The sequence below is a fragment of the Pseudomonas sp. genome, from assembly GCF_046581935.1.
Lineage (GTDB): Bacteria > Pseudomonadota > Gammaproteobacteria > Pseudomonadales > Pseudomonadaceae > Aquipseudomonas.
In genome coordinates, this window is record NZ_JAYGFK010000012.1 from 530,773 (window position 1) to 551,091 (window position 20,319).

Here is a 20,319-nt window from a genome sequence, read left to right on the forward strand (position 1 = left end):
ATGAAGCTCAGCCCTGCTGAGCTTCTGCCTCGGCCGCTTCGTGGGCCTGACGCAAACGCTCGCGGCTGTTGGTCAGGTGCAGGCGCATGGCGGCACGCGCGGCATCAGAATCCTGGCGTGCAATGGCTTCAAAAATTTGCTCATGCTCACGGCTCAAGCGCGCCATGTAGTGCTCTTGATCATCATGGGCAATACGCGCCGAGTTCAGCCGGGTCCGCGGGATGATGCTGGTTCCCAGGTGGCTCATGATGTCAGTGAAATAACGATTACCAGTGGACTCGGCAATCAGCAGGTGAAACTGGAAATCCGAAGCCACCGCATCGCCGCTCTGCGTCACACTCTGGTGCAGCGCATCGAGCACTTCACGCATGGCCGCCAACTGCTCGGCGCTACGGCGCTGCGCCGCCAAACCCGCTGATTCGACTTCCAGGCTGATGCGTAATTCGAGAATCGCCAGCACATCGCGCAAGGTCACGATGGTTGCCGGGTCGATGCGGAAGCCGCTCGGGCTCGGCGTATCCAGTACAAAGGTGCCGATGCCATGCCGTGTTTCCACCAGGCCGGAGGCCTGCAGCCGTGACAGCGCTTCACGCACTACGGTACGGCTAACGCCTTGTTCTTCCATGATCGCCGACTCAGTCGGCAACTTGTCGCCACGCTTGATCACCCCGTCACGGATGCGTTGGGACAGTTCAGTCACCAGCTCCTGGGCCAGGCTGCGATGCTTGCGGCGGGCACGTGGCGGGCTGTGTGGTGTATCCATATGAAGGTCTTTCTCGGTTGACGGCTAAAAAGCAATCATAGCCCAGGGAGTTGTACGATGACATACTCCTTGAGTAGCAAGCCCATAATAAAAGTAGTGTTATGAATAACCGTAGCCCCTGCGCACGAGAGCAACTGGCATGACTGCAGAACTGCTGATACTCGAAGATAAACTGACTCGCCTGACCCTTGCTCCCGAGCTGGGTGGCAGCATCGTCAACTGGACGTTGCACAACAGCGGCCACGCCTTACTGCGTCACAGCGACCAACAAGCGCTGCAGGCAAGCAGCCCTCGCCGTCTGGCCTGTTACCCGCTAGTGCCGTGGTCCAACCGCATTGGTCAGGGCGGCTTTAGCAGCCCTGATGGCTGGTTTGACCTGCCTGCCAACAGCGCCACTGACCCACTGCCAATCCATGGCAGCGCCTGGCAACAGCCCTGGCAGGTGATAGAACAGAGCGCCAGCGAGATCTGCCTGCAACTGGATAGTCACCTGCCCTTTGCCTATCGCGCACAACAACGCTTTCGCCTGCACGACGGCTGCCTGCAGATGCACTTGCAGGTTACCCATTTGGATGCGCGTGCGGCCTGGCATGGCTTGGGCTGGCACCCCTACTTCCCGCGCACAGCACACACTCGCCTGCGCGCCGCAGCGCAGCAGTTTTGGCAATGCGACCAGTCACGCCTATCCAGCCAACTAGCGCCGCTGCCTAGCAGCTGGAATTTCACTCAAGCGCAAGACTTACCCAGCGAGCAGATCGACCACGCCTTTACCGGTTGGGATGGCAGTTGCCAGATCATCCAGGAAGACGCCGGCTACCAACTGCAATGCAACAGCCAGGGCGCCGATTACTTCATTCTCTTTACCCCAAGCGAACAGAACTTCTTCTGCTTCGAGCCCGTTAGCCATCCGGTCAACGCACACCACCTTCCAGGGCAACCGGGTTTACGCCTGCTGCGCCAAGGGCAAACCTGCCAATTGTCATTCAGCCTGCAGTATCAAGCCTTACCGCTGGGCTGAGTTCGGCTGTTCGGCAGCGCCCCGCCACAACCATTCGACTTTCAGCGCCGATTTCCCACAACTAGCCCAGCTTAAGCAGCCCCCAAAGTACAAGCGGAAGACGCTAGGCCGGCACTCAATGACTAAAAACACATACCGCAAAGCCCAGAGCGCGAGTTCGGGGCTTGCGTAGCAAGCGTTTTTAGGCCGCAAAACCACCATCAATGGTCAGGCTGGCACCGGTCACATAACCGGCCTCCGGACCTGCCAAATAGGCAACGAATGCCGCAATTTCTTCGGCGCGGCCATAACGACCGACCGCCATCAGTCCCATCAAGCTCTCAGCGAATTCGCTGTTTTGCGGGTTCATGTCAGTATCCACCGGACCTGGCTGCACGTTGTTCACCGTGATCCCACGTGGACCTAGGTCGCGTGCCATGCCGCGGGTCAGGCCGACGATCGCCGACTTGCTCATGGCGTACACGCTGCCACCGGCGAACGGCATACGCTCAGCATTGGTGCTGCCAATGGTAATGATGCGCCCGCCATCACTCATGTGCCGCGCGGCTTCCTGGCTGGCAACAAATACACTACGCACATTGACGGCCAAGGTCCGGTCGAAATCCTCCAGGCTAAACTCTTCGATAGGCGCGACCGCCAGCACACCAGCGTTGTTGACCAGAATATCGATCCGGCCAAAGTGCTCCACAGCACGGCTGACGGCTGCCCGCACAGCAACGGCATCGGCGCTATCGGCCTTGATAGCGAGGGCACGACCACCAGCGCTCTCGATGCTCAGAACAACATCAGCCGCCTGCTCGGCCGAACTGATATAGGTAATTACTACCGCCGCGCCTTCTGCGGCCAGGCGCTTGGCGATGGCGGCACCGATGCCGCGCGAACCGCCCTGGATCAGGGCTACTTTGTTGCTCAGCTTGAGGGTATTGCTAGTCAAGATCGACATGTTCGTGCTCCGAAGTAACGGGCGACTTGCCCGGTGTGAGCTGAGTATCTGCCGCAGATTGCATGCCGATAAGCCTGTAATTGCTATATTCAGTCGATCCAAAAAGTTTACGGAGTGCTTATGCAAACCCTCGCCAGTCTGGAGTGCTTCGTCCGCAGCGCAGAAGCTTCCAGCTTTGCCGAAGCAGCGCGCCGCCTTGGTTTGACGCCTGCCGCTGTGGGCAAGAACGTGGCCAAACTGGAAGCCAGCCTCGGCGTACGGTTGTTCCAGCGCAGCACTCGGCGCCTGACACTGACCGAGGCAGGTGAGCGCTTTCTATTGGAAGTACGCGGCGGGCTTAGCAGTATTCAGCATGCCATGGCCAACCTGGCCAGCACTGCCGGGCAACCGGCTGGCACGCTGAAAGTGAGCATGGGCGTGACCTTTGGTCGCGACTATGTGCTGCCAATGCTTGGTGAATTTCTCCAGCGTTACCCGGCCATCTCACCAGACTGGCACTTCGACAACAGCCCGGCGGATCTAATCGGCCAGGGCTTCGACGCTGCTATCAGTGGCGCCATGGAGTTGTCTCCGGGCGTGGTGGCGCGCAAGCTGGCACCGGCCCATCGCATTCTCGTGGCATCTAGCGCCTACCTTGCCAGTCAATCGACGCCTCAAGTACCAAGCGACTTGATGCAGCACTTAGGTATTCTGATTCGCTCCCCCCAGACGGGACGTGTGCGCCCCTGGACTCTGCACAATCGTGACCACGCACAAGCATCCCTCGAACTGCCGGTACGCATGACCATGAGTGATCCAGACGCTGCCTGCCGTGCCGCCGAAATGGGCCTTGGTATTGCCTTGGTCAGCCTGCCACATGCTTTGCCCTACTTGGAGCGAGGCAGCCTACAGCGGGTGCTGCATGATTGGTATGTGGACGCGGGGCATGTCTCGGTATACTTCTCCGCGCACAACCTGTTACCGGCAAAAACTCGCGCGTTTATCGACAGTTTGGTCGAACACTTCCAAGCGCAAAAACTACCCACACGGTTCTCTGCCCTCAGCTGAATACCCCGTCGCAGGGTTAATAATGTCGCGCACTTAGCCAAATATGCTCGAAGTAACTCGCGCAATACATACGCGTAACTTAGGCGTATTGATGGGTAAATCATGTTAGCGTTTGTCGCCCGGCGCGCGTGACATACACCAAGCTGACCATGCCGGTCACCTAGCGCTGCACTGGACATTTAACTCAGCTTCGCCATAATTGCCCAGCGCAGCCTAGTTAGCCCTTTAACAAGCCTGATAATTTACTCAGGCCGTATCAATTAAAGGGCAAACCATCGACGGTAATAGTCTCTGAAACTATTCACAGCCTCGACTAGGTGCGCGGATAACTGTTTGGTGTCGCAGATGCCCAGGTCACATGCCAGGCATCGAGCCAACATTCTTTTCAATACCATGGGTAACTACGTGACGAAAGACGAACTGCGCGCCGAACTCGAGCGCCAGGCGCAGCGTTACAAGGATGTATATGGCGGGGAAGTCATTACCTACGCCGCTCAACCGGATCCCGAGCGCAAGCCATGGCGCAAGAAGGCCAACCTTCTCGACCAAGCGTTTGACAAAGAACTAGAACGAATCGAAAAAGAGCTGCTCAGTAAAGCCGACGCAGCATCTGGCTGACACTGCATAGCGAGCAAGAGGCCATCCCCATGAGGGATGGCCCCTGCTTCAACGCTTCTTGCCACCCATCAGCGAGCCCAGCAGTCCGCGCACCAATTGCCGGCCAATCTGGTTGGCCGCCTGACGCATGGCCGTTTTCATCACCTGACTGGCAAGACCACCGAACAATTCACCTGCCGCACTGCCGAAGCTGCTCTCGTCCTTTTTCTCGGTAGCGCTAGGCTTGCTTGGCGCTGCCTGCTCGGTACGTGCGGTCAGCAGTTCATAGGCTGACTCACGATCAAACGGCTTGTCGTAGCGCCCACGCAAAGGCGATTGCTGGATCAGCGCTGCACGCTCCACTTCACTCAGCGGCCCGATACGTGACTGTGGCGGCGCAACTGCCACGCGCTGCACCATGGCAGGCGTGCCCTTGGCCTCCAGCGTACCCACCAGCGCTTCACCAATACCCAGCTCGGTCAGTACCGCGAGCGTGTCGATGCTGGGGTTTGGGCGAAAACCATCTGCCACTGCACGCAAGGACTTCTGCTCTTTCGCGGTAAAGGCACGCAAGCCATGCTGGATGCGCAACCCCAGCTGAGCGAGCACATCATCAGGCAGATCGCCGGGTGATTGCGTGACGAAGTAGACCCCAACACCTTTCGAGCGAATCAACCGTACGACCTGCCCCAGACGTTCCTGTAACGCCTTTGGGGTATCGGCGAACAGCAGGTGCGCTTCATCGAAGAACAGCGCTAACAGCGGTTTTTCGGCATCACCACGTTCTGGCAGTTGCTCGAACAACTCAGCCAACAGCCAGAGCAGGAAGGTCGCATACACCTTGGGGGCCTCATGCACCAGGCGACTCGCATCAAGCAAATGGATGCGCCCGCGCCCATCGCGATCCGGGTGCAGAATATCTTCCAGTTGCAGCGCCGGCTCGCCAAACAGGGCTTCAGCGCCCTGCTGCTCAAGACCAGCCAGCTTGCGCAACAAGGCCTGCGCGGAGGTGGAAGTAAACAATGCGCTGTCTTCCCCGAGCACTTCGGGGTGGCTTTTCAGGTGCGCCAGCAGCGCCTTGAGGTCTTTCAAGTCGAGCAGCAACAGCCCTTCACGGTCCGCGACCTTAAAAGCCGCGTAGAGCGCCGCCTGCTGGCTGTCGGTCAATTCCAGCAATGAGCCCAGCAATAGCGGCCCCATTTCACTCAAGGTTGTGCGCAGCGGGTGGCCACTTTTGCCATGCACGTCCCACAACGTCACGGGATAGGCTGTCGGCGTGTGATTAAGCCAAGGCATGCTGGCGATCCGTTCGGCGACCTTGCCTTGTGGAGCTCCAGCCGCACCAAGACCGCAGAGATCACCCTTGATATCAGCGGCAAATACCGCCACACCAGCATCGCTGAACGTTTCAATCAATCGCTGCAAGGTCACGGTTTTGCCCGTGCCCGTCGCACCGGCAATCAGCCCATGACGATTAGCCAGGCGCAGCGCCTGGCCTACTGGCAAGCCCTGCACATCGGCCCCTATAACAAACAGCTCGGGTTCCGCCATCGTGTTATCTCCGTGGTTATCGCGTAACTGCAATGACGCCCAAAATATTGGCCTGCACTGCCATTCATGCCCGCCGCATAAAGCTGATCACAGAACTTATGCCGCCACATCTATGCCGCAAAATAATGAGGCGCTCAGTGAGCGCCTCATTATTATGGCTACTTATCAGTTGTTTCTGGCGGTTGTTGCAATTGTTGCCACAACTCAGCGGCACCAGCAAATTCGGTGCCGTCATCAGAATTGAGCGCTTGCGGATCATAACGTTGCGTGCAGCCTTCGCCGACTATCGGTGGCGCTGTAGCGGTGCAACGCTCATGCGGATCAGCCATGGTTTAACACCTCAGTTAAGCACCGCATGACCTTGATCATGCTGGGCAAATTCCTTGACCGCGCGCAACACATCACTGCGGCTGACCTGGCCGACCAAACGCCCGCCTTCGACAACCGGCAAACGCCGACGGCGGCTGCGTAGAAATCGCTCGGATATCTCAATGATGTCAGCCTCAGGAGATATCACCTCAACCTCCGTGGTCATATACGTGCTGACATCGCCACCTGCCGACTCGTAATACGCACCGGAAAGAATACCGCGCAAACAGTCGCCCTCAGACAAAAGGCCCACTAGATGCCCCTGCCCATCCACCACCGGAGCACCTGAAATGCGATGCTCCAGCAAACGATTGATGGCCGTAAACAGGTCCATTTCTGGGCGAAAGGTCACCAGGTTGCGGGTCATGTAGTCACGTACCTTGATTGACTTGAGCATCAGCAAATCCTCTTGTCATGCACTGAACCGAACCGCAGCCTACACCTCAGTCGAACACCACTGTCTTGTTATCGTGCACCAGCACTCGGTCTTCTAAGTGATAGCGTAGACCACGCGACAGGACCATTTTCTCGACGTCCTTACCCAACCGCACCATCTCTTCAATACTGTCGCGATGGCTGATACGCACCACGTCTTGCTCGATGATCGGCCCGGCATCCAGTTCTTCGGTGACGTAGTGCGAGGTCGCGCCAATTAGCTTTACCCCACGCAGCGAAGCCTGGTGGTAAGGCTTGGCCCCGACAAAGGACGGCAAAAAGCTGTGATGGATGTTGATCACCCGCTGGGAAAATTCCTCACACAGCTCGGCCGGTAGAATTTGCATGTAGCGCGCCAAGACAATGACATCCGCGCTGTGCGCCCTGACCAACCGCGCGACCTCATCGAAAGCCGGCTGCTTGTCTTGCGGATTGACCGGCACATGGAAATACGGAATACCGTGCCACTCAACCATGCTACGCAGGTCATCGTGGTTGGAGATCACGCAGGGGATTTCACAATCCAATTCATTGCTGTGCCAGCGGTGCAGCAGATCAGCCAGGCAATGCGACTCGCGGCTGGCCATCAAAATCACGCGCTTCTTCTGCGCAGAGTCGGTAACTCGCCAGACCATGGAAAACTCGCGGGCAATCGGCGCGAAGGCTTGGTGAAAACCGTCCAGATCGAACGGCAGTGAGTCAGCACGAATTTCGTGACGCATAAAAAACCAGCCACTCTGATTGTCCGAGTGGTGGCTTGCCTCAGTTATCCAACCGTTGTAAGTGGCCAGAAAATTACTGACCTTGGCCACGATCCCGACCCGGTCTGGACAGGCTATGACCAATCGAAAAGTACGCATCAGCAGCTCCAGCACTCAAATAAAGTCGGCCATTCTAGTCACTGCGCAGAAAAACTGCAGTACCCACTAAGCGCGCAGGGTGACCGTCTAGAACAGTGCAGTGGCCTGACACATGTAACGGCAGCTCCCGTACAGAACTAACCTGCTTCCACACTGAATAATTAGTTGAGCGCATTAAGCAACGTAAGCGCGTGTAACTTAACAGTGCAATTTATAAAAAATACCAATAAAGCGGTTTACTTGTGAAAAGTGCCTGACTACTATTGCTACCACTTAATTATCAAATCAGATACAGGTAACTCTCATGTCGTTGATCAACGAATACCGCGCCACCGAAGAAGCCATCAAAGAACTGCAAGAACGCCTGAAGAACATGTCGCAAGACGACAAGCTGAAAAAAGAGCTGGAGTTCGAAGGCAAACTGCGCACACTCATGGGCGAATACCAGAAGTCGCTGCGTGACATCATTGCCATGCTCGACCCAGAAGCCAAGAGCAGCAAAGCAACCCGCGCCAGCAAACCTACCGGCACCAAGCGCGCACGCAAAGTTAAGCAGTACAAAAACCCGAATACCGGTGAAGTGATTGAAACCAAAGGTGGCAACCACAAAACCTTGAAAGAATGGAAAGCTAAATGGGGCGGCGACGTAGTTGAAGGCTGGGCAACCCTGCTCGACTAAGCTGCCCGCTAGCAACACCGCTTCCATTTAAAAACGCCAGCATAGCTGGCGTTTTTAATGCGTGTTATTTCTACAAACCGCGAGGCATTTAACCTTATTTACTGCAGGGTATATTGCTGGCGTAGCCGCTCGGCATACTCGCGCCATTCAAGCAGTACCGCCTGCTGCTCGGCAGTCACACCGTCCACCACCTCAGCCAATGCCAGCTCGAACTGTTCAAGGGTGTTTGGCGCACCATATTCAGCACGGCTCAAGCGCTGCTGGCAGAACGTTCGCCAGCGCTGCTGCTCCTCAATATTCAGGGTCGCCGGAAAGTTGCGCGCCCGGTAACGAAAGAGCAACTCGGGCAAACGACCATCATCAAATGACCATTCGCTATCAGCCAAGCGCTGCGGGTCAGCTCGACGCACTTGTTCACACAAACGTCGATCACGGTCACCAATAAACCCTTCGTAAAGCTGTTGTTCCGGATCTTCATTGGCGGCGAATTGTTCTTCGCCATAAACCTCTACTAGCTTGTCCTGCCAAACAGCAGCGTTAGCCTGCAGTTGCTCGGCCTGCGCCTGACAAGCCGCGATATCGAGTTGCAGGCGCTGAATATCCTGCGCACGCAATACGTTCATCGGCGCGACAACTGGGCAACGGTTGATATGCAGCAATTTCAGCGGCACCGGCAATTCGCCCTCGGCCAATTGCTCACGACGCGTGTATAGGCGTGTGCGTAATGTTTCCGCAGACTCATTGAGTAGCGGCGCAATATCCGCCTGCAAATCACAGACAATTAGCGCATTGCGATTACGCGGATGCCAGGCCAACGGCAGCACCACAGCTAAATAATGTCGTGCACCAGCATAACGGCCTGAGATATGCACCAACGGCTGCAACAACCGCACCTGATCCTGCACTTTTTGTTTGCTGCGCAGGCGATACAAGTAGTCATACAACTTGGGCTGTTGACTGCGTAGCAAACGCGCCAAGGCAATGGTGGCACGCACATCGGACAGAGCGTCGTGGGCCTGGCCATGCTCAATACCATTAGCCGCAGTCAGCCTCTCTAACTTGAGCGTTACCCGCCCATCTTCTTCTGGCCAAACGATACCTTCAGGGCGCAATGCATAGGCCGTACGCACCATATCAATCAGGTCCCAACGGCTATTGCCCCCCTGCCACTCGCGCGCATAGGGATCATAAAAGTTGCGGTACAGGCTATAGCGCGTCACTTCATCATCGAAGCGCAGGCTGTTATAGCCAACCCCACAAGTACCGGGTGCCGACAGTTCGCTATGCACACGGCTCATAAACTCGGCTTCATCCAGACCATGCTGCGCCAAGGTGCTCGGCGTAATGCCGGTTACCAGGCAGGCGGCCGGGTGCGGCAGGATGTCGTCGCTGGGCTGACAGTAGATATTCAGCGGCTCACCGATTTCATTGAGTTGTTCATCGGTGCGGATTCCGGCGACCTGCAGCGGCCGGTCGCGGCGCGGATCAATACCGGTAGTTTCGTAGTCGTACCAAAAGAGGCTGGAAGTCACAGTGGCATCCTGATGCTGAGGCGTTGCCAGTCTAGCATTCCGCTGTCGCCACCGAGTCAAGCTCAGAACCTTGCACCAGCGCACGCCATAGGCCTCCATTGCGCCTTGTCGGGTGCCAAGGCGGCAATTAAAGTGTGCCCCCGATCTACCACTCCATGAACAAGGACGCCCCATGAGTGAGATAAGCGCCAACAATCCCTATGCAGCACCAGTCAGTGCCCTGCAGGAAGCGCCGCACAACAGCCAGATACCAAGCATCGAAGAAGCCTTAAGCCGTGGCTACGATTTCAGCATCGGTGCAGTCCTCCAAGAGAGCTGGCAGCGTGTGAAAGGCACTAAAGGCACCATCATCGGTGGCTTTTTGGTGTTCTACGTCGTGCTGCTCGCCGCCTCTTTCTTGATTGGTGGATTCTTCGGCCTGCTGGGTGTAATCAGCGACAGTCCGTTAATGGCAATTGCCGCCGAATTAATCATCGGTATTTTGGCCTCGGCACTGGCTTATCCATTTATGGCCGGAATCAACATGGTGGGTGTTCGTCGTGCGGCTGATCAACCGATCAACTTTAATGATATTTTCAGCCACTTCGGCCGCACCGTGCCGCTGGTGATCACCGCCATCCTAAGCATGCTGCTGATCTACCTCGGCTTCTTTCTGCTAGTCATTCCCGGCGTGTACTTGGCCGTCGCCTATATGCTGGCGGTACCACTGGTGGTTGAGCGTGGCCTTAGCCCCTGGCAAGCACTGGAAGCCTCGCGCAAAGCCATTACCCAGCATTGGTTCAAGGTTTTCGGCCTGTTCTTGCTGCTCGGCCTGATCACCGCTATCAGCGCCATCCCGCTGGGCATTGGTCTGGTCTGGACCATCCCGTTATTTGTCATTGCCATGGGCGTGCTTTACCGCACCATCTTCGGCGTGCTGCCAGCGCCGCAATAAAAAGCCTGCTGAACCGACTCAAATCATTGAGTCGGTTGCTTCCCTGCCCGCTGCTGGCTAGCATCGGGCTTTCCTCGACGCAGTCAGCCGATGCCGCTTACGTCAAACTCTGTTTCAGCTACCGACCGCACGCGACTGGACACCCGCTTTAAAGTGGAAACGCCGGAAGGGATCGACCTGATCCTGCGCCCAGCGGGTCTAGTACCGCGTGCCCTGGCGTTCAGCATCGATCTGATGATACGCGGTGCATTGCTCGGTGCGTTGTTTGCCGTTCTGGCGTTGCTCGGTCAGTTCGGTACGGGCTTGGGCACCATCCTGCTATTTCTCGTGACTTGGTGGTACATGGTGCTGTTTGAAGTGCTCAACCAGGGCCGCTCGCCAGGTAAGCAGGTGATGGGCCTGCGGGTGATTCATGATGACGGCACGCCGATTGGCTGGGCCGCCTCACTGACCCGCAACCTGCTGCGCTTCGTCGATATCCTGCCATTTGGCTACACCCTGGGCATTCTCAGCTGCCTTAATCACCCCGCATTCAAACGTCTCGGCGATATCGCCGCCGGCACGCTGGTGGTCTACCGCGATACACCGCCAGCCGCGCCAGAACTGCCGCAAGCCGACGCCTTGCGCGCACCGTTCAGCATGAACATCAACGAACAACACGCGCTGCTCGGTTTTGCCGAGCGCGCCCACAGCCTGTCCAGCGCACGCCGCCAGGAACTGGCGAGCATCCTTGCCGAGCCCTTGCAGGTGCCTGCCGAGCGCGCTGAACAGCAGATCCACGGCATCGCCCGTGGACTTTTAGGCCCGACATGAAACAAAGCCTGTTTGAGCATCAGCATCAGCACGACTGGCAAGCCTTTGCCACGCTGCTCGACGCCTTGGAGCGCGGCAAGGCTGATAGCCCGCAGTGCAAAGGCTTTGCCGCAGCTTATCGCAACCTGTGCCAGCACCTAGCGCTGGCACAGAGCCGTGGTTACAGCAGCTATTTAATCGAGCACCTGCAACAACTGGCCATGCGTGGTCATCAGCAGTTCTATCGCCATCGCAGCCCTCTGGGCGGCCAACTACTCGGGTTTATCCTGGCGGGTTTCCCGCGCCTGGTCAGAGCCGAGTGGCGCTTTGTCGCCGCTGCCAGCCTGCTGTTCTTCGGCAGCCTGGTGCTGATGGGCACACTGGTTTACCACTTCCCGGACCTGGTCTACGGCGTGATGGCCCCCGACCAAGTCGCCGAGATGGAAAAGATGTACGACCCCGATGCCAGGCGCATCGGCCGCTTCAGTGAGCGTGACTCCGGTGATGACTGGATGATGTTCGGCTACTACATCATGAACAACATCGGCATTGCCTTTCAGACCTTTGCCAGCGGCCTGCTGTTTGGCCTAGGCAGCCTGTTCTTCCTGCTGTTCAACGGTTTGATGATTGGCACAGTGGCCGGCCATTTGACGCAAATCGGCTATGGCGACACCTTCTGGTCATTCGTGGTGGGCCATGGTGCGTTCGAGCTAACGGCGATTGCCCTGGCCGGTGCCGCCGGCCTGAAGCTGGGCTGGGCACTGCTGGTGCCCGGTCGCTTACCGCGTGGTGAAGCCTTGCGAGTCGCCGCTGGCGTCAGCGTCCGCCTGGTCGGCGGAGTTATTGTGTTTCTGCTGCTGGCAGCCTTTATCGAGGCGTACTGGTCATCCATGAGCCTGGCCAGCCATAGCGTTAAATACGCTGTCGGCGGTGCACTCTGGCTGCTGGTTCTGGCCTATCTGCTGCTGGCAGGTCGAGGTACGCATGCGCCTGACTGATGCCAGCGTGGTAATCCGCCCACGCAGCGCCTGGGAAGCCGTTGACCTTGGGGTACTCCTGGCCAAGCAGCACGCGGGCTTGTTGATGCTCAGCTGGGCACTGGTGACAGTGCCGATCTTCGCCCTACTGTGCCTACTGCTGTGGGACTCACCGAGTATCGCCATGCTGATTTTCTGGTGGCTAAAACCGGCCTATGAGCGCCTGCCGCTGTACATCCTTTCGCATGCCCTGTTTGGCGCCACACCGAGCCTCAAGCAGGCGCTGAAGGCCTGGCCCGGCCTACTCAAACCGCAACTGCTGGCCAGCCTGACCTGGCGCAGGCTAAGCCCTACCCGCAGCTTCGACCTACCGGTGATGCAGCTCGAAGGTTTGTCGGGCAAAGCCCGCAGCCAGCGCTTGGTGGTACTCGGCCAGCGCGACGCAGGAGGCGCCACGTGGTTGACCGTGGTTGGCGTGCACCTGGAGATGGCGCTGTGGTTCGGCATGATCAGCCTGTTCTATATGCTCCTGCCGGCCCAGATCGAACTGAACTGGAGCTGGGCCAGCCTGATCAATGCGGCTACCGGGGAATGGATGTGGCTGGAGCACCTATCCAACCTGCTCTACGTGCTGCTGCTGATTATCTGGGAGCCGGTTTATGTGGCCTGCGGTTTCACCCTCTACCTGAACCGCCGTACCGCCCTCGAAGCCTGGGACATCGAACTGGTGTTCCGCCAGTTACGCCAGCGGCTTACCGGCGTGGCCTACGCCCTGCTGCTGGGCTGTGGCCTGTTGTTACTGCAAGTGCCAAACAGCGCCATGGCCGCTGCCAGCAGTTGCCCGCTGCCAATTGAAGACCCTATGGGGCCAAAGGCTGCGCGCCTGCTGAAACAATCCCTGACCAGCCAGCAAGCCCAGCAGAGCATCGCCCAATTGCTCGACCAGCCGCCCTTCGAGAACCGTGAAACCGTCACCAGTTGGCGCTTTGGTGAAGAGGCCAAGGAGCCCAGCGAAGCAGACACCAAGGCACTGAGCGATTGGCTAGAGAACCTCTTCGCACTCAACGATAAGTGGAAAAGCGTCGATGCACTGGCGCTGTTTTTCGAGGTACTGCTATGGGCCGTACTGTTCAGCCTGATTGCCTGGTTACTCTGGCGTTACCGCGACTGGCTGAATGCCTTTGCCGGCCGCTTGCGCCTGCCACAAAAACGCCAGTACCAGCCACCCGAGCAGCTGTTCGGCCTGGAAGTAGCCCCGCAGAGCCTGCCAACAGATATTCCCGGCGAGGTTGAACGACTCTGGGACGAACAGCCGCGAGCGGCCCTCGGCCTGCTTTACCGTGCCCTGCTCAGCCGCATGCTGCATGAACAACAACTGCCGCTGAAAAGCGCACACACCGAAGCTGAAGTGCTGCAACAGGTACAGACTCTGCAGCAGAGTAGCCTCAGCCAGTTCAGCCAAACCTTAACCCTTCACTGGCAAAACCTCGCTTACGGCCATCGGCTGCCACCCGCAGCACTCAAACATGACCTCTGCGCGGCATGGCGACAGCTGTTTGAGCAAGGAGCGCAGGCATGACCCGTCGCGTGCAGTTCTTGCTCGGTACAGGCCTACTGCTGGCCTTAGGACTATTGGGTATTTATCTGCTGGGCAAGCTCACGCCCTATCAGGAAACCGTGGAACACGGTCCTGCACCTGAAGCACAAGGCAATCCTTACCTGGCCGCCGAACAGTTCCTGCGCAAGCAGGGCCTACACGTGCAGCGCGCCGATGGCATGGATGTACTCAAAGACCTGCCAAGCGTCGGGCACACCCTGCTGCTGCTCGGCAATCGCAACCGCATGACGCCCAAGCAAACTGAACGCTTGCTGGCCTGGGCGAGCAAAGGGGGGCACCTGCTGTTTGTCGCCGAGCGCCTGTGGGATGAAGAAGAAGGTAAGAGTGGTGACCTGCTACTCGACAGCCTGGGCATCCAGCAATACCAGAGTGAAGACCTCGACGAAGACGACAGCGAAGCAACAGATGAAGACGCCCCCACCGAAGAGCAGCACGCTGCCGAACAACAAGCCGAGCCAACGCCAGATGATGAGGCACCAGCAAGCGCAGACGAAGCTAACAACTACCCGGAGCTGACCCAGCTCTATCTGGAAAATGAAGAAGCGCCGGCTTACTTCAACTTCGATACCGACTTCCACCTCTACGATGCTGAAAACCGTGCTCACGTCTGGGCCAACAGCGATGCCGCGACCCACCTGCTGCAGCTTTACCATGGCGACGGCTTGATCACCGTAGTCAGCGACAGCTGGATCTGGCAAAACCAGAACATCGCTGATTACGACAACGCCTGGCTGCTCTGGTACATGAGCCAAGACAGCCAGGTGACGCTGCTCTATCGCGCCGACCGTGACGACCTGTTCAGCCTATTGCTCGAACACTTCCCACAAGCGCTGGTCGCCCTGGCCCTGCTCGTGGCCTTTGGCCTGTGGCACCTGGGCATGCGCCAAGGCCCGCTGCAACTGCCTGCGAGCCGCAATCGCCGACAGTTACAGGAACACCTGCGCGGCAGCGCCGACTTCCTGCTGCGTCACAACGGTCAGCACAGCCTGCTGCAAGGCTTGCAACAGGATATTCAGCGCCGTGCTCGGCATCGCCACCCAGGTTTCGAGCGCCTCGCGGTGGCCGAACAATGGCAGGTACTCAGCCGCCTAACCCGTCAGCCTTCCAGCTTTATCAGTCAAGCCATGCGGCCGTCGCCCAAGCAGCGTCTGGCCGCCGCCGATTTCACCCGCCAGGTCGCCAACCTGCAAACCCTCAGGAATGCCCTATGAGCGAAAACACACCCGAACAGCCGGAAAGCGAAATCGAACCGACTGCCGTAACCGCCGAGCCCGCCACCAGCGAAGCACCGCTACAACCCACGGCACCTGTTGCCCCGGCAGCCGCTGCAGCAACCCCGAATAGCCAGCGGCAACGTGCAAGCCAGCTCGCTCAGGCGTTGCGCGCTGAACTGCAGAAAGCCCTGATCGGCCAAACGGCAGTGATCGATGATGTACTCAGCGCGCTGATAGCCGGCGGCCATGTGCTGGTTGAAGGTGTTCCCGGCCTGGGTAAAACCCTGCTGGTTCGCGCACTGGCTCGCTGCTTTGGCGGCGAGTTCGCCCGTATCCAATTCACCCCGGACCTGATGCCCAGTGACGTAACCGGCCATGCCGTGTACGACCTGCAGAGCGAGCAATTCAAACTGCGCAAAGGTCCGGTGTTCACCAACCTGCTGTTGGCAGACGAGATCAACCGTGCGCCAGCTAAAACCCAGGCCGCGCTGCTGGAGGTGATGCAAGAGCGCCAGGTCACCCTGGAAGGCCGTGCCCTGAATGTACCGCTGCCGTTTATGGTGCTGGCCACCCAGAACCCAATTGAGCAAGAAGGCACTTACCCGCTGCCAGAAGCAGAACTCGACCGTTTTATGCTCAAGCTGCGCATGGACTATCCCGAGCAGAGCGAAGAGCTGAACATGGTTCGCCAGGTGGCGCGCTCCAGCAAAGCCGACATGCTTGAAGTCACGCCGCTGCGCACCCTGCTGCAAGCCCGCGATGTACAGGCACTGCAGAAGATTGCCAGCGATCTGCCAATTGACGAGCAAGTGCTCGACTACGCCGTGCGCATCGCCCGCACCACCCGCACCTGGCCTGGCCTGGCCATCGGTGCTGGCCCGCGCGCCTCGATTGCCCTGGTCCGTTGCGGCCGCGCCCGGGCCCTGCTGCGCGGCGGCGATTTCGTGCTGCCGGATGACATCAAAGGCTGCGCCCTGGCCGTATTGCGCCACCGCGTGCGTCTGTCACCGGAGCTGGACATCGAAGGCCTGTCGGTCGATCAGGTGCTGCAACAACTGCTCGATCAGGTTCCGGCACCGCGCCTATGACATCCACACTGGAAAAGCCTGCATTGCAAGGCGCTACGGCATGAAACCCTCACGCGCGCTGCTGGCGCTGCTGGCCGGTCTTTTCGCCATTGGCATAGTTCTGGGCATCTGCAGCGCCTTGGGCATTGCCGTGCCGCAACGCTTCGGGCCGATTTACTGGGGCCTGCTGCTGGTATTGCTCGGCCTGACACTAATCGACGCCCTGCGCTTACGCCTGGTTGCCTCGCCGCACATCGAGCGGCAACTACCCGGCAACCTGCCACTGGGTCGCTGGAGCGAAGTGCGCCTGAGCCTGCGGCATAGCTACAGTCGTCCGCTACAGGTGGAAGTATTCGACCACCTGCCCGGCGAAATGGCCTTCGAGCACCTGCCGCTCAAGGTCGACTTACACCCAGGCGAGCAGACCCAAGTCAGCTACCGCGTTCGCCCTCTGCAACGTGGGCACTTTCGCTTCCCGCAGTGCGAGGTCAGCCTACCCAGCCCCATGGGTTTGTGGTGCGCCCGACGCTACCTGCCACTCGCCGGTGAAACCCGCGTCTATCCGGACTTCGCCCGCCTCTATGGCGCGCAACTGATGGCCGTGAATGACTGGCTCAGCCAGCTTGGTGTGCGCCAGCAGCAACGCCGTGGGCTCGGGCAGGAATTCCACCAACTGCGCGAGTTTCGTGACGGCGACACCTTACGCCAAATCGACTGGAAGGCGACAGCACGTAAACGCACGCCGATTGCCCGTGAATACCAGGATGAACGCGACCAGCAGATCGTCTTCTTGCTCGACTGTGGCCGGCGCATGCGCAGCCAGGACGGCGAGCTGTCACACTTCGATCACGCCCTCAACGCCAGCCTGCTGCTCAGCTACGTCGCGCTGCGTCAGGGCGATGCGGTGGGCCTGTCGACTTTTGCCGGCGAGCAGAACCGCTTCCTCGCGCCGGTCAAAGGCCAGGCGCAACTGAATGTATTGCTGAATGCGCTGTACGACCTGCGCAGCACCCAGCAACCCGCCGACTTCAACGCCGCCGTAGAAAACCTGCTCAGCCGCCAGCGCCGCCGCGCCCTTGTGGTACTGGTAACCAACCTGCGCGATGAGGATGATCAGGCGCTGCTCGGTGCCGTCAAACGCCTCGGCCGCCAGCATCGCGTGCTCGTCGCCAGCCTGCGTGAAGAAGTCCTGGATACCCTGCGCCACACCCCGGTACAGGACTTATCCAGCGCCCTGGATTACTGCGGCACCCTGGATTACCTGAATGCCCGCGCCGGCCTGCACGAGCGCTTGATCGCCAACAAAGTGCCGGTGCTGGATGCCCGCCCAAGCGAGTTAGGGCCGCAACTGGTGAGCAGTTATCTGGCCTGGAAAAAAGCCGGCGTACTGTAAGAGTCCGCCCAGGATCTGCTGCGCGTCGGCGCTACCGCGCTGACGCGAAGCATGACGCTATAGCCAGGTAACGTGCTGCTCCAACGGGAAACGCAGGCGCGGGTTGTACACGCCCTTCTCATCCTGCTTACCCACCGCAAGCAGCATGATCGGCAAGGCCTGGCGCGGGATGCTCAGGGTTTGGCGCAGGCGCACTTCATCAAAGCCTTCCATCGGGCAGGTGGCGTAGCCATGGCTCTGGAAGGCCAGCATCAGGTTCTGCGCCGCCAATGCCGTCGACTTCACGGCCCAGATACGCATCTGCGCGCGGCTGTTGGGCGCACGCATCAGCGGCTTGCGCCAAGCGGCTATGCGCAGCATCTGACGTTTGAACAGCCCCAGCAGACCGAACGGCCCCTGGTTGTACTGAAACGGTGCGGTCTTGCTGTAAAAGCTGCGAATCCGCGCGGGCACGTCCGGTTCAGGCCAGTAGTCGATGATGTTTTGGCAGGCCTGCTTCCAGGTATCTGGGCGGGCCAGCACAGCGATAATCAGTGGCGCCTTGGCCCCGTTCTGGCTCATGCATACCGGGTGCAAACGGGCCAACAGCTCTGCATCGCGAATCACCTGAAAGCTCCAGGGCTGCAAATTGCAGGAATTGGGTGCTAGCACCGCCAGTTCCAGGCAATCACGCACAATGTCATCGGGCACGGGTTCAGAAGTAAAACGGCGCACCGCCCGGCGGCTCTCGATAAGCTCACGTAGCGCAGCGGGTGTGGCAGGAGAAATAGCAGCTTCAGCGGGAAACAGGCTCATCGGCAAATCCTCGGCAGATCCCCGATTAAGCCGCGATGCCTGACCACGAACAAGCCGTATACGAGCTTAGTCCGCAGCCTTGGCGCAAATGACCTGTTCACGACCTGCTGCGCGTCGGCTGAACGGCGTTGAAAACGGCCTCGGAGTGCTCATTTACAGCTGTAAACTCCGCTTCCTCGGCCGCTTTCGCCACCGTTCATCTCTAGCTCGCAAGATCGTGAAAGACGATTAACCTAAAGCCTTTTCGATAGCCTGGATGATGCTCGGATCATCCGGCGTGGTGCGCGGCGAAAAGCGCGCCAGCACGCGGCCGTCATGGCCAACCAGAAACTTCTCGAAATTCCAGGTGATATCACCAGGGAACTCAGCACCCTCACCCGCCAACAAGCGGTACAGCGGATGGCGCTCCGGGCCATTCACCTCAAGCTTGCTACCCAATGGGAAGGTAACGCCGTAATTCAGGCTACAAAATGCGCGGATGGCTTCCTCGCTATCGGGTTCCTGCTCGGCAAACTGATTGCACGGCATGCCCAGCACGCTGAACCCACGGTCCTTGTACTGCTGATAGAGCTTTTCCAGGCCGGCATATTGCGGCGTCAAACCGCATTTCGACGCCACGTTGACGACCAACACCACCTGCCCCTTGAAAGGCGCCAGGGGTAAGTCTTGCCCATCCAGTGCACGCAAATTCAGGTCGTGAAAGGCGCTCATGGCTAACTCCTTGAGAACACACAGATTACGTGTAACGGACAAAAAAGGCGCCTCGATGAAGGCGCCTTTCTTTTGCTCTAGCTTAGCAGTCAAGCCGGCAACTGATACGACCATAAGTCGACTCGCGGCTACGACATAAGGCTAAACCTTAGAATCTGCTTGGATCTCGCGAGCCTGTTTGTAACACAACAGGGCCAACGCGCAGGAGATCCGAGAGAGATTCTTAGTGGTGGTGACCACCTTCGCCATGCACGTGGCCATGAGCAACTTCTTCTTCGCTGGCATCACGTACTTCAACAACCTTGACCTTGAAGTTCAGACGCTGGCCCGCCAGAGGGTGGTTGCCATCAACGATCACATCATCACCGTCCAGTTCACGGACAGTCACGATTTGCATACCGCCATCCGGGCCGGATGCATGGAACTGCATGCCGACTTCCAGCTCGTCCACACCTTCAAACATCGAACGGTTGAGCGTCGCGACCAGCTCAGCGCTGTATTCGCCGTAGGCATCTTCAGGCTCGACAGAAACGTCCAGCTCGTCGCCAACTTGCTTGCCCAGCAGGGCTTTTTCCAGGCCGCCGATGATGTTGCCGGCACCGTGCAGATAAACCAGCGGCGCGCCGCCTGCGGAACTATCGATCACCTCTCCGGCATCGTTAGTCAGGGTATAGTCGATGGAGACGGCCTTATTGGCGGCGATCAGCATGGGGCGAGACCTTTTGCGTGGAAATAAAGAGCGGGCAAGTTTACCCAAGGGCACGCCCGAAAGCGAACCGCACACAGACAAACGGCCACGCGCGGCATCAGTGCGTGTGCTTGATTTCCGTCAGGATGAGCACGGCGATTGGCTGGCAGTATTGTCCTGCGGCCATACGCAGCACCTGCGCCATCAGCCGCCCTGGCAGAATCGCGCCTGGGTGCTGGATGCCAAGCAACGCCAAATGCAGCTGGGCAAGACCTTCCCCTGTGGCTGGTGTGCGGCTGAACATGACGCCGACTAGGCAGTCGCAATGCAGTGACC

General features: G+C 58.7%; 22 protein-coding genes. 12 read left to right on the plus strand and 10 right to left on the minus strand.

The annotated features are described in order from the left end of the window. Positions 1-7 precede the first annotated feature (7 nt). Positions 8-763 carry a FadR/GntR family transcriptional regulator gene (locus tag VCA57_RS10265; RefSeq protein ID WP_411184893.1) on the minus strand — a complete coding sequence of 252 codons (756 nt, stop codon included), beginning with the start codon at positions 761-763 and terminating at the stop codon, positions 8-10. Between the two features lie 139 nt (positions 764-902). Here VCA57_RS10265 and VCA57_RS10270 point away from each other — a divergent pair, with 139 nt between their 5' ends. Next, a complete protein-coding gene (locus VCA57_RS10270; protein ID WP_411184894.1) occupies positions 903-1,781 on the plus strand; it encodes an aldose 1-epimerase in 879 nt (292 codons plus the stop codon). 181 nt (positions 1,782-1,962) lie between these two features. Here VCA57_RS10270 and VCA57_RS10275 read toward each other — a convergent pair whose 3' ends face one another. Next, positions 1,963-2,724, minus strand: a complete 762-nt coding sequence (locus tag VCA57_RS10275) for a 3-oxoacyl-ACP reductase family protein (protein WP_411184895.1) — start codon at positions 2,722-2,724, stop codon at positions 1,963-1,965. Between the two features lie 120 nt (positions 2,725-2,844). Between VCA57_RS10275 and VCA57_RS10280 the strand changes: the two genes are divergently transcribed. After that, positions 2,845-3,771 (plus strand): LysR family transcriptional regulator, encoded by a 927-nt coding sequence (locus VCA57_RS10280; protein ID WP_411184896.1) that lies wholly within the window; start codon positions 2,845-2,847, stop codon positions 3,769-3,771. 405 nt (positions 3,772-4,176) lie between these two features. Then, positions 4,177-4,389 (plus strand): hypothetical protein, encoded by a 213-nt coding sequence (locus VCA57_RS10285; protein ID WP_411184956.1) that lies wholly within the window; start codon positions 4,177-4,179, stop codon positions 4,387-4,389. A gap of 48 nt (positions 4,390-4,437) precedes the next feature. On the opposite strand, the gene VCA57_RS10290 is transcribed toward VCA57_RS10285, so the two are convergent. The 4 genes from VCA57_RS10290 to purU form a co-directional block, all read right to left on the minus strand. Further along, positions 4,438-5,919: a helicase HerA-like domain-containing protein gene (locus VCA57_RS10290; RefSeq protein ID WP_411184897.1), complete on the minus strand. Its 1,482-nt coding sequence runs from the start codon at positions 5,917-5,919 to the stop codon at positions 4,438-4,440. 158 nt (positions 5,920-6,077) lie between these two features. Further along, entirely contained in the window at positions 6,078-6,248 is a 171-nt protein-coding gene (locus tag VCA57_RS10295) for a hypothetical protein (RefSeq protein WP_411184898.1), read from the minus strand. Positions 6,249-6,259: 11 nt separating this feature from the next. After that, positions 6,260-6,685, minus strand: a complete 426-nt coding sequence (locus tag VCA57_RS10300; RefSeq protein WP_411184899.1) for a CBS domain-containing protein — start codon at positions 6,683-6,685, stop codon at positions 6,260-6,262. 46 nt (positions 6,686-6,731) lie between these two features. Further along, positions 6,732-7,583, minus strand: a complete 852-nt coding sequence (purU, locus tag VCA57_RS10305) for a formyltetrahydrofolate deformylase (RefSeq protein ID WP_411184900.1) — start codon at positions 7,581-7,583, stop codon at positions 6,732-6,734. A gap of 304 nt (positions 7,584-7,887) precedes the next feature. Between purU and mvaT the strand changes: the two genes are divergently transcribed. Then, entirely contained in the window at positions 7,888-8,262 is a 375-nt protein-coding gene (mvaT, locus tag VCA57_RS10310) for a histone-like nucleoid-structuring protein MvaT (RefSeq protein WP_411184901.1), read from the plus strand. A 98-nt stretch (positions 8,263-8,360) separates the two neighbouring features. Here mvaT and sbcB read toward each other — a convergent pair whose 3' ends face one another. Further along, on the minus strand, positions 8,361-9,794 hold the full coding sequence (gene sbcB / locus VCA57_RS10315) for an exodeoxyribonuclease I (RefSeq protein WP_411184902.1): 1,434 nt from the start codon (positions 9,792-9,794) through the stop codon (positions 8,361-8,363). Between the two features lie 172 nt (positions 9,795-9,966). Here sbcB and VCA57_RS10320 point away from each other — a divergent pair, with 172 nt between their 5' ends. The 7 genes from VCA57_RS10320 to VCA57_RS10350 all read left to right on the plus strand — a co-directional run bounded on the left by VCA57_RS10320 (position 9,967) and on the right by VCA57_RS10350 (position 17,789). After that, a complete protein-coding gene (locus VCA57_RS10320) occupies positions 9,967-10,728 on the plus strand; it encodes a hypothetical protein (RefSeq protein ID WP_411184903.1) in 762 nt (253 codons plus the stop codon). Positions 10,729-10,818: 90 nt separating this feature from the next. Beyond that, a complete protein-coding gene (locus tag VCA57_RS10325; protein ID WP_411184905.1) occupies positions 10,819-11,541 on the plus strand; it encodes an RDD family protein in 723 nt (240 codons plus the stop codon). Continuing rightward, positions 11,538-12,518 carry a stage II sporulation protein M gene (locus VCA57_RS10330; RefSeq protein WP_411184906.1) on the plus strand — a complete coding sequence of 327 codons (981 nt, stop codon included), beginning with the start codon at positions 11,538-11,540 and terminating at the stop codon, positions 12,516-12,518. Before VCA57_RS10325 ends, VCA57_RS10330 begins: the two co-directional genes overlap by 4 nt. Further along, complete coding sequence (locus VCA57_RS10335; RefSeq protein WP_411184907.1) at positions 12,505-14,076, plus strand: DUF4129 domain-containing protein; 1,572 nt, start codon at positions 12,505-12,507, stop codon at positions 14,074-14,076. The genes VCA57_RS10330 and VCA57_RS10335 overlap by 14 nt, the downstream gene beginning before the upstream one ends. Further along, positions 14,073-15,326 (plus strand): DUF4350 domain-containing protein, encoded by a 1,254-nt coding sequence (locus VCA57_RS10340; RefSeq protein WP_411184908.1) that lies wholly within the window; start codon positions 14,073-14,075, stop codon positions 15,324-15,326. Before VCA57_RS10335 ends, VCA57_RS10340 begins: the two co-directional genes overlap by 4 nt. Continuing rightward, positions 15,323-16,417 (plus strand): AAA family ATPase, encoded by a 1,095-nt coding sequence (locus VCA57_RS10345; protein ID WP_411184909.1) that lies wholly within the window; start codon positions 15,323-15,325, stop codon positions 16,415-16,417. Before VCA57_RS10340 ends, VCA57_RS10345 begins: the two co-directional genes overlap by 4 nt. Before the next feature lie 40 nt (positions 16,418-16,457). After that, positions 16,458-17,789, plus strand: a complete 1,332-nt coding sequence (locus VCA57_RS10350) for a DUF58 domain-containing protein (RefSeq protein ID WP_411184910.1) — start codon at positions 16,458-16,460, stop codon at positions 17,787-17,789. Positions 17,790-17,846: 57 nt separating this feature from the next. On the opposite strand, the gene VCA57_RS10355 is transcribed toward VCA57_RS10350, so the two are convergent. The 3 genes from VCA57_RS10355 to VCA57_RS10365 form a co-directional block, all read right to left on the minus strand. Continuing rightward, positions 17,847-18,584 carry a nitroreductase family protein gene (locus VCA57_RS10355; RefSeq protein WP_411184911.1) on the minus strand — a complete coding sequence of 246 codons (738 nt, stop codon included), beginning with the start codon at positions 18,582-18,584 and terminating at the stop codon, positions 17,847-17,849. A 228-nt stretch (positions 18,585-18,812) separates the two neighbouring features. Continuing rightward, positions 18,813-19,295: a glutathione peroxidase gene (locus VCA57_RS10360; protein WP_411184912.1), complete on the minus strand. Its 483-nt coding sequence runs from the start codon at positions 19,293-19,295 to the stop codon at positions 18,813-18,815. Between the two features lie 223 nt (positions 19,296-19,518). Next, positions 19,519-20,004 (minus strand): FKBP-type peptidyl-prolyl cis-trans isomerase, encoded by a 486-nt coding sequence (locus VCA57_RS10365; protein ID WP_411184913.1) that lies wholly within the window; start codon positions 20,002-20,004, stop codon positions 19,519-19,521. Here VCA57_RS10365 and VCA57_RS10370 point away from each other — a divergent pair. Then, a complete protein-coding gene (locus VCA57_RS10370; protein WP_411184914.1) occupies positions 19,973-20,299 on the plus strand; it encodes a DUF3565 domain-containing protein in 327 nt (108 codons plus the stop codon). The genes VCA57_RS10365 and VCA57_RS10370 overlap by 32 nt on opposite strands. Positions 20,300-20,319 lie beyond the last annotated feature (20 nt).

Excerpts from the sequence above, each read along its gene's own strand:
- VCA57_RS10265 (WP_411184893.1), bottom strand. The coding sequence starts at position 763 with ATGGATACACCACACAGCCCGCCACGTGCCCGCCGCAAGCATCGCAGC.
- VCA57_RS10270 (WP_411184894.1), top strand. The coding sequence starts at position 903 with ATGACTGCAGAACTGCTGATACTCGAAGATAAACTGACTCGCCTGACC.
- VCA57_RS10275 (WP_411184895.1), bottom strand. The coding sequence starts at position 2,724 with ATGTCGATCTTGACTAGCAATACCCTCAAGCTGAGCAACAAAGTAGCC.
- VCA57_RS10280 (WP_411184896.1), top strand. The coding sequence starts at position 2,845 with ATGCAAACCCTCGCCAGTCTGGAGTGCTTCGTCCGCAGCGCAGAAGCT.
- VCA57_RS10290 (WP_411184897.1), bottom strand. The coding sequence starts at position 5,919 with ATGGCGGAACCCGAGCTGTTTGTTATAGGGGCCGATGTGCAGGGCTTG.
- VCA57_RS10295 (WP_411184898.1), bottom strand. The coding sequence starts at position 6,248 with ATGGCTGATCCGCATGAGCGTTGCACCGCTACAGCGCCACCGATAGTC.
- VCA57_RS10300 (WP_411184899.1), bottom strand. The coding sequence starts at position 6,685 with ATGCTCAAGTCAATCAAGGTACGTGACTACATGACCCGCAACCTGGTG.
- purU (WP_411184900.1), bottom strand. The coding sequence starts at position 7,583 with ATGCGTACTTTTCGATTGGTCATAGCCTGTCCAGACCGGGTCGGGATC.
- mvaT (WP_411184901.1), top strand. The coding sequence starts at position 7,888 with ATGTCGTTGATCAACGAATACCGCGCCACCGAAGAAGCCATCAAAGAA.
- VCA57_RS10320 (WP_411184903.1), top strand. The coding sequence starts at position 9,967 with ATGAGTGAGATAAGCGCCAACAATCCCTATGCAGCACCAGTCAGTGCC.
- VCA57_RS10325 (WP_411184905.1), top strand. The coding sequence starts at position 10,819 with ATGCCGCTTACGTCAAACTCTGTTTCAGCTACCGACCGCACGCGACTG.
- VCA57_RS10330 (WP_411184906.1), top strand. The coding sequence starts at position 11,538 with ATGAAACAAAGCCTGTTTGAGCATCAGCATCAGCACGACTGGCAAGCC.
- VCA57_RS10335 (WP_411184907.1), top strand. The coding sequence starts at position 12,505 with ATGCGCCTGACTGATGCCAGCGTGGTAATCCGCCCACGCAGCGCCTGG.
- VCA57_RS10340 (WP_411184908.1), top strand. The coding sequence starts at position 14,073 with ATGACCCGTCGCGTGCAGTTCTTGCTCGGTACAGGCCTACTGCTGGCC.
- VCA57_RS10345 (WP_411184909.1), top strand. The coding sequence starts at position 15,323 with ATGAGCGAAAACACACCCGAACAGCCGGAAAGCGAAATCGAACCGACT.
- VCA57_RS10350 (WP_411184910.1), top strand. The coding sequence starts at position 16,458 with ATGAAACCCTCACGCGCGCTGCTGGCGCTGCTGGCCGGTCTTTTCGCC.
- VCA57_RS10355 (WP_411184911.1), bottom strand. The coding sequence starts at position 18,584 with ATGAGCCTGTTTCCCGCTGAAGCTGCTATTTCTCCTGCCACACCCGCT.
- VCA57_RS10360 (WP_411184912.1), bottom strand. The coding sequence starts at position 19,295 with ATGAGCGCCTTTCACGACCTGAATTTGCGTGCACTGGATGGGCAAGAC.
- VCA57_RS10370 (WP_411184914.1), top strand. The coding sequence starts at position 19,973 with ATGGAGACGGCCTTATTGGCGGCGATCAGCATGGGGCGAGACCTTTTG.
- VCA57_RS10365 (WP_411184913.1), bottom strand. The coding sequence starts at position 20,004 with ATGCTGATCGCCGCCAATAAGGCCGTCTCCATCGACTATACCCTGACT.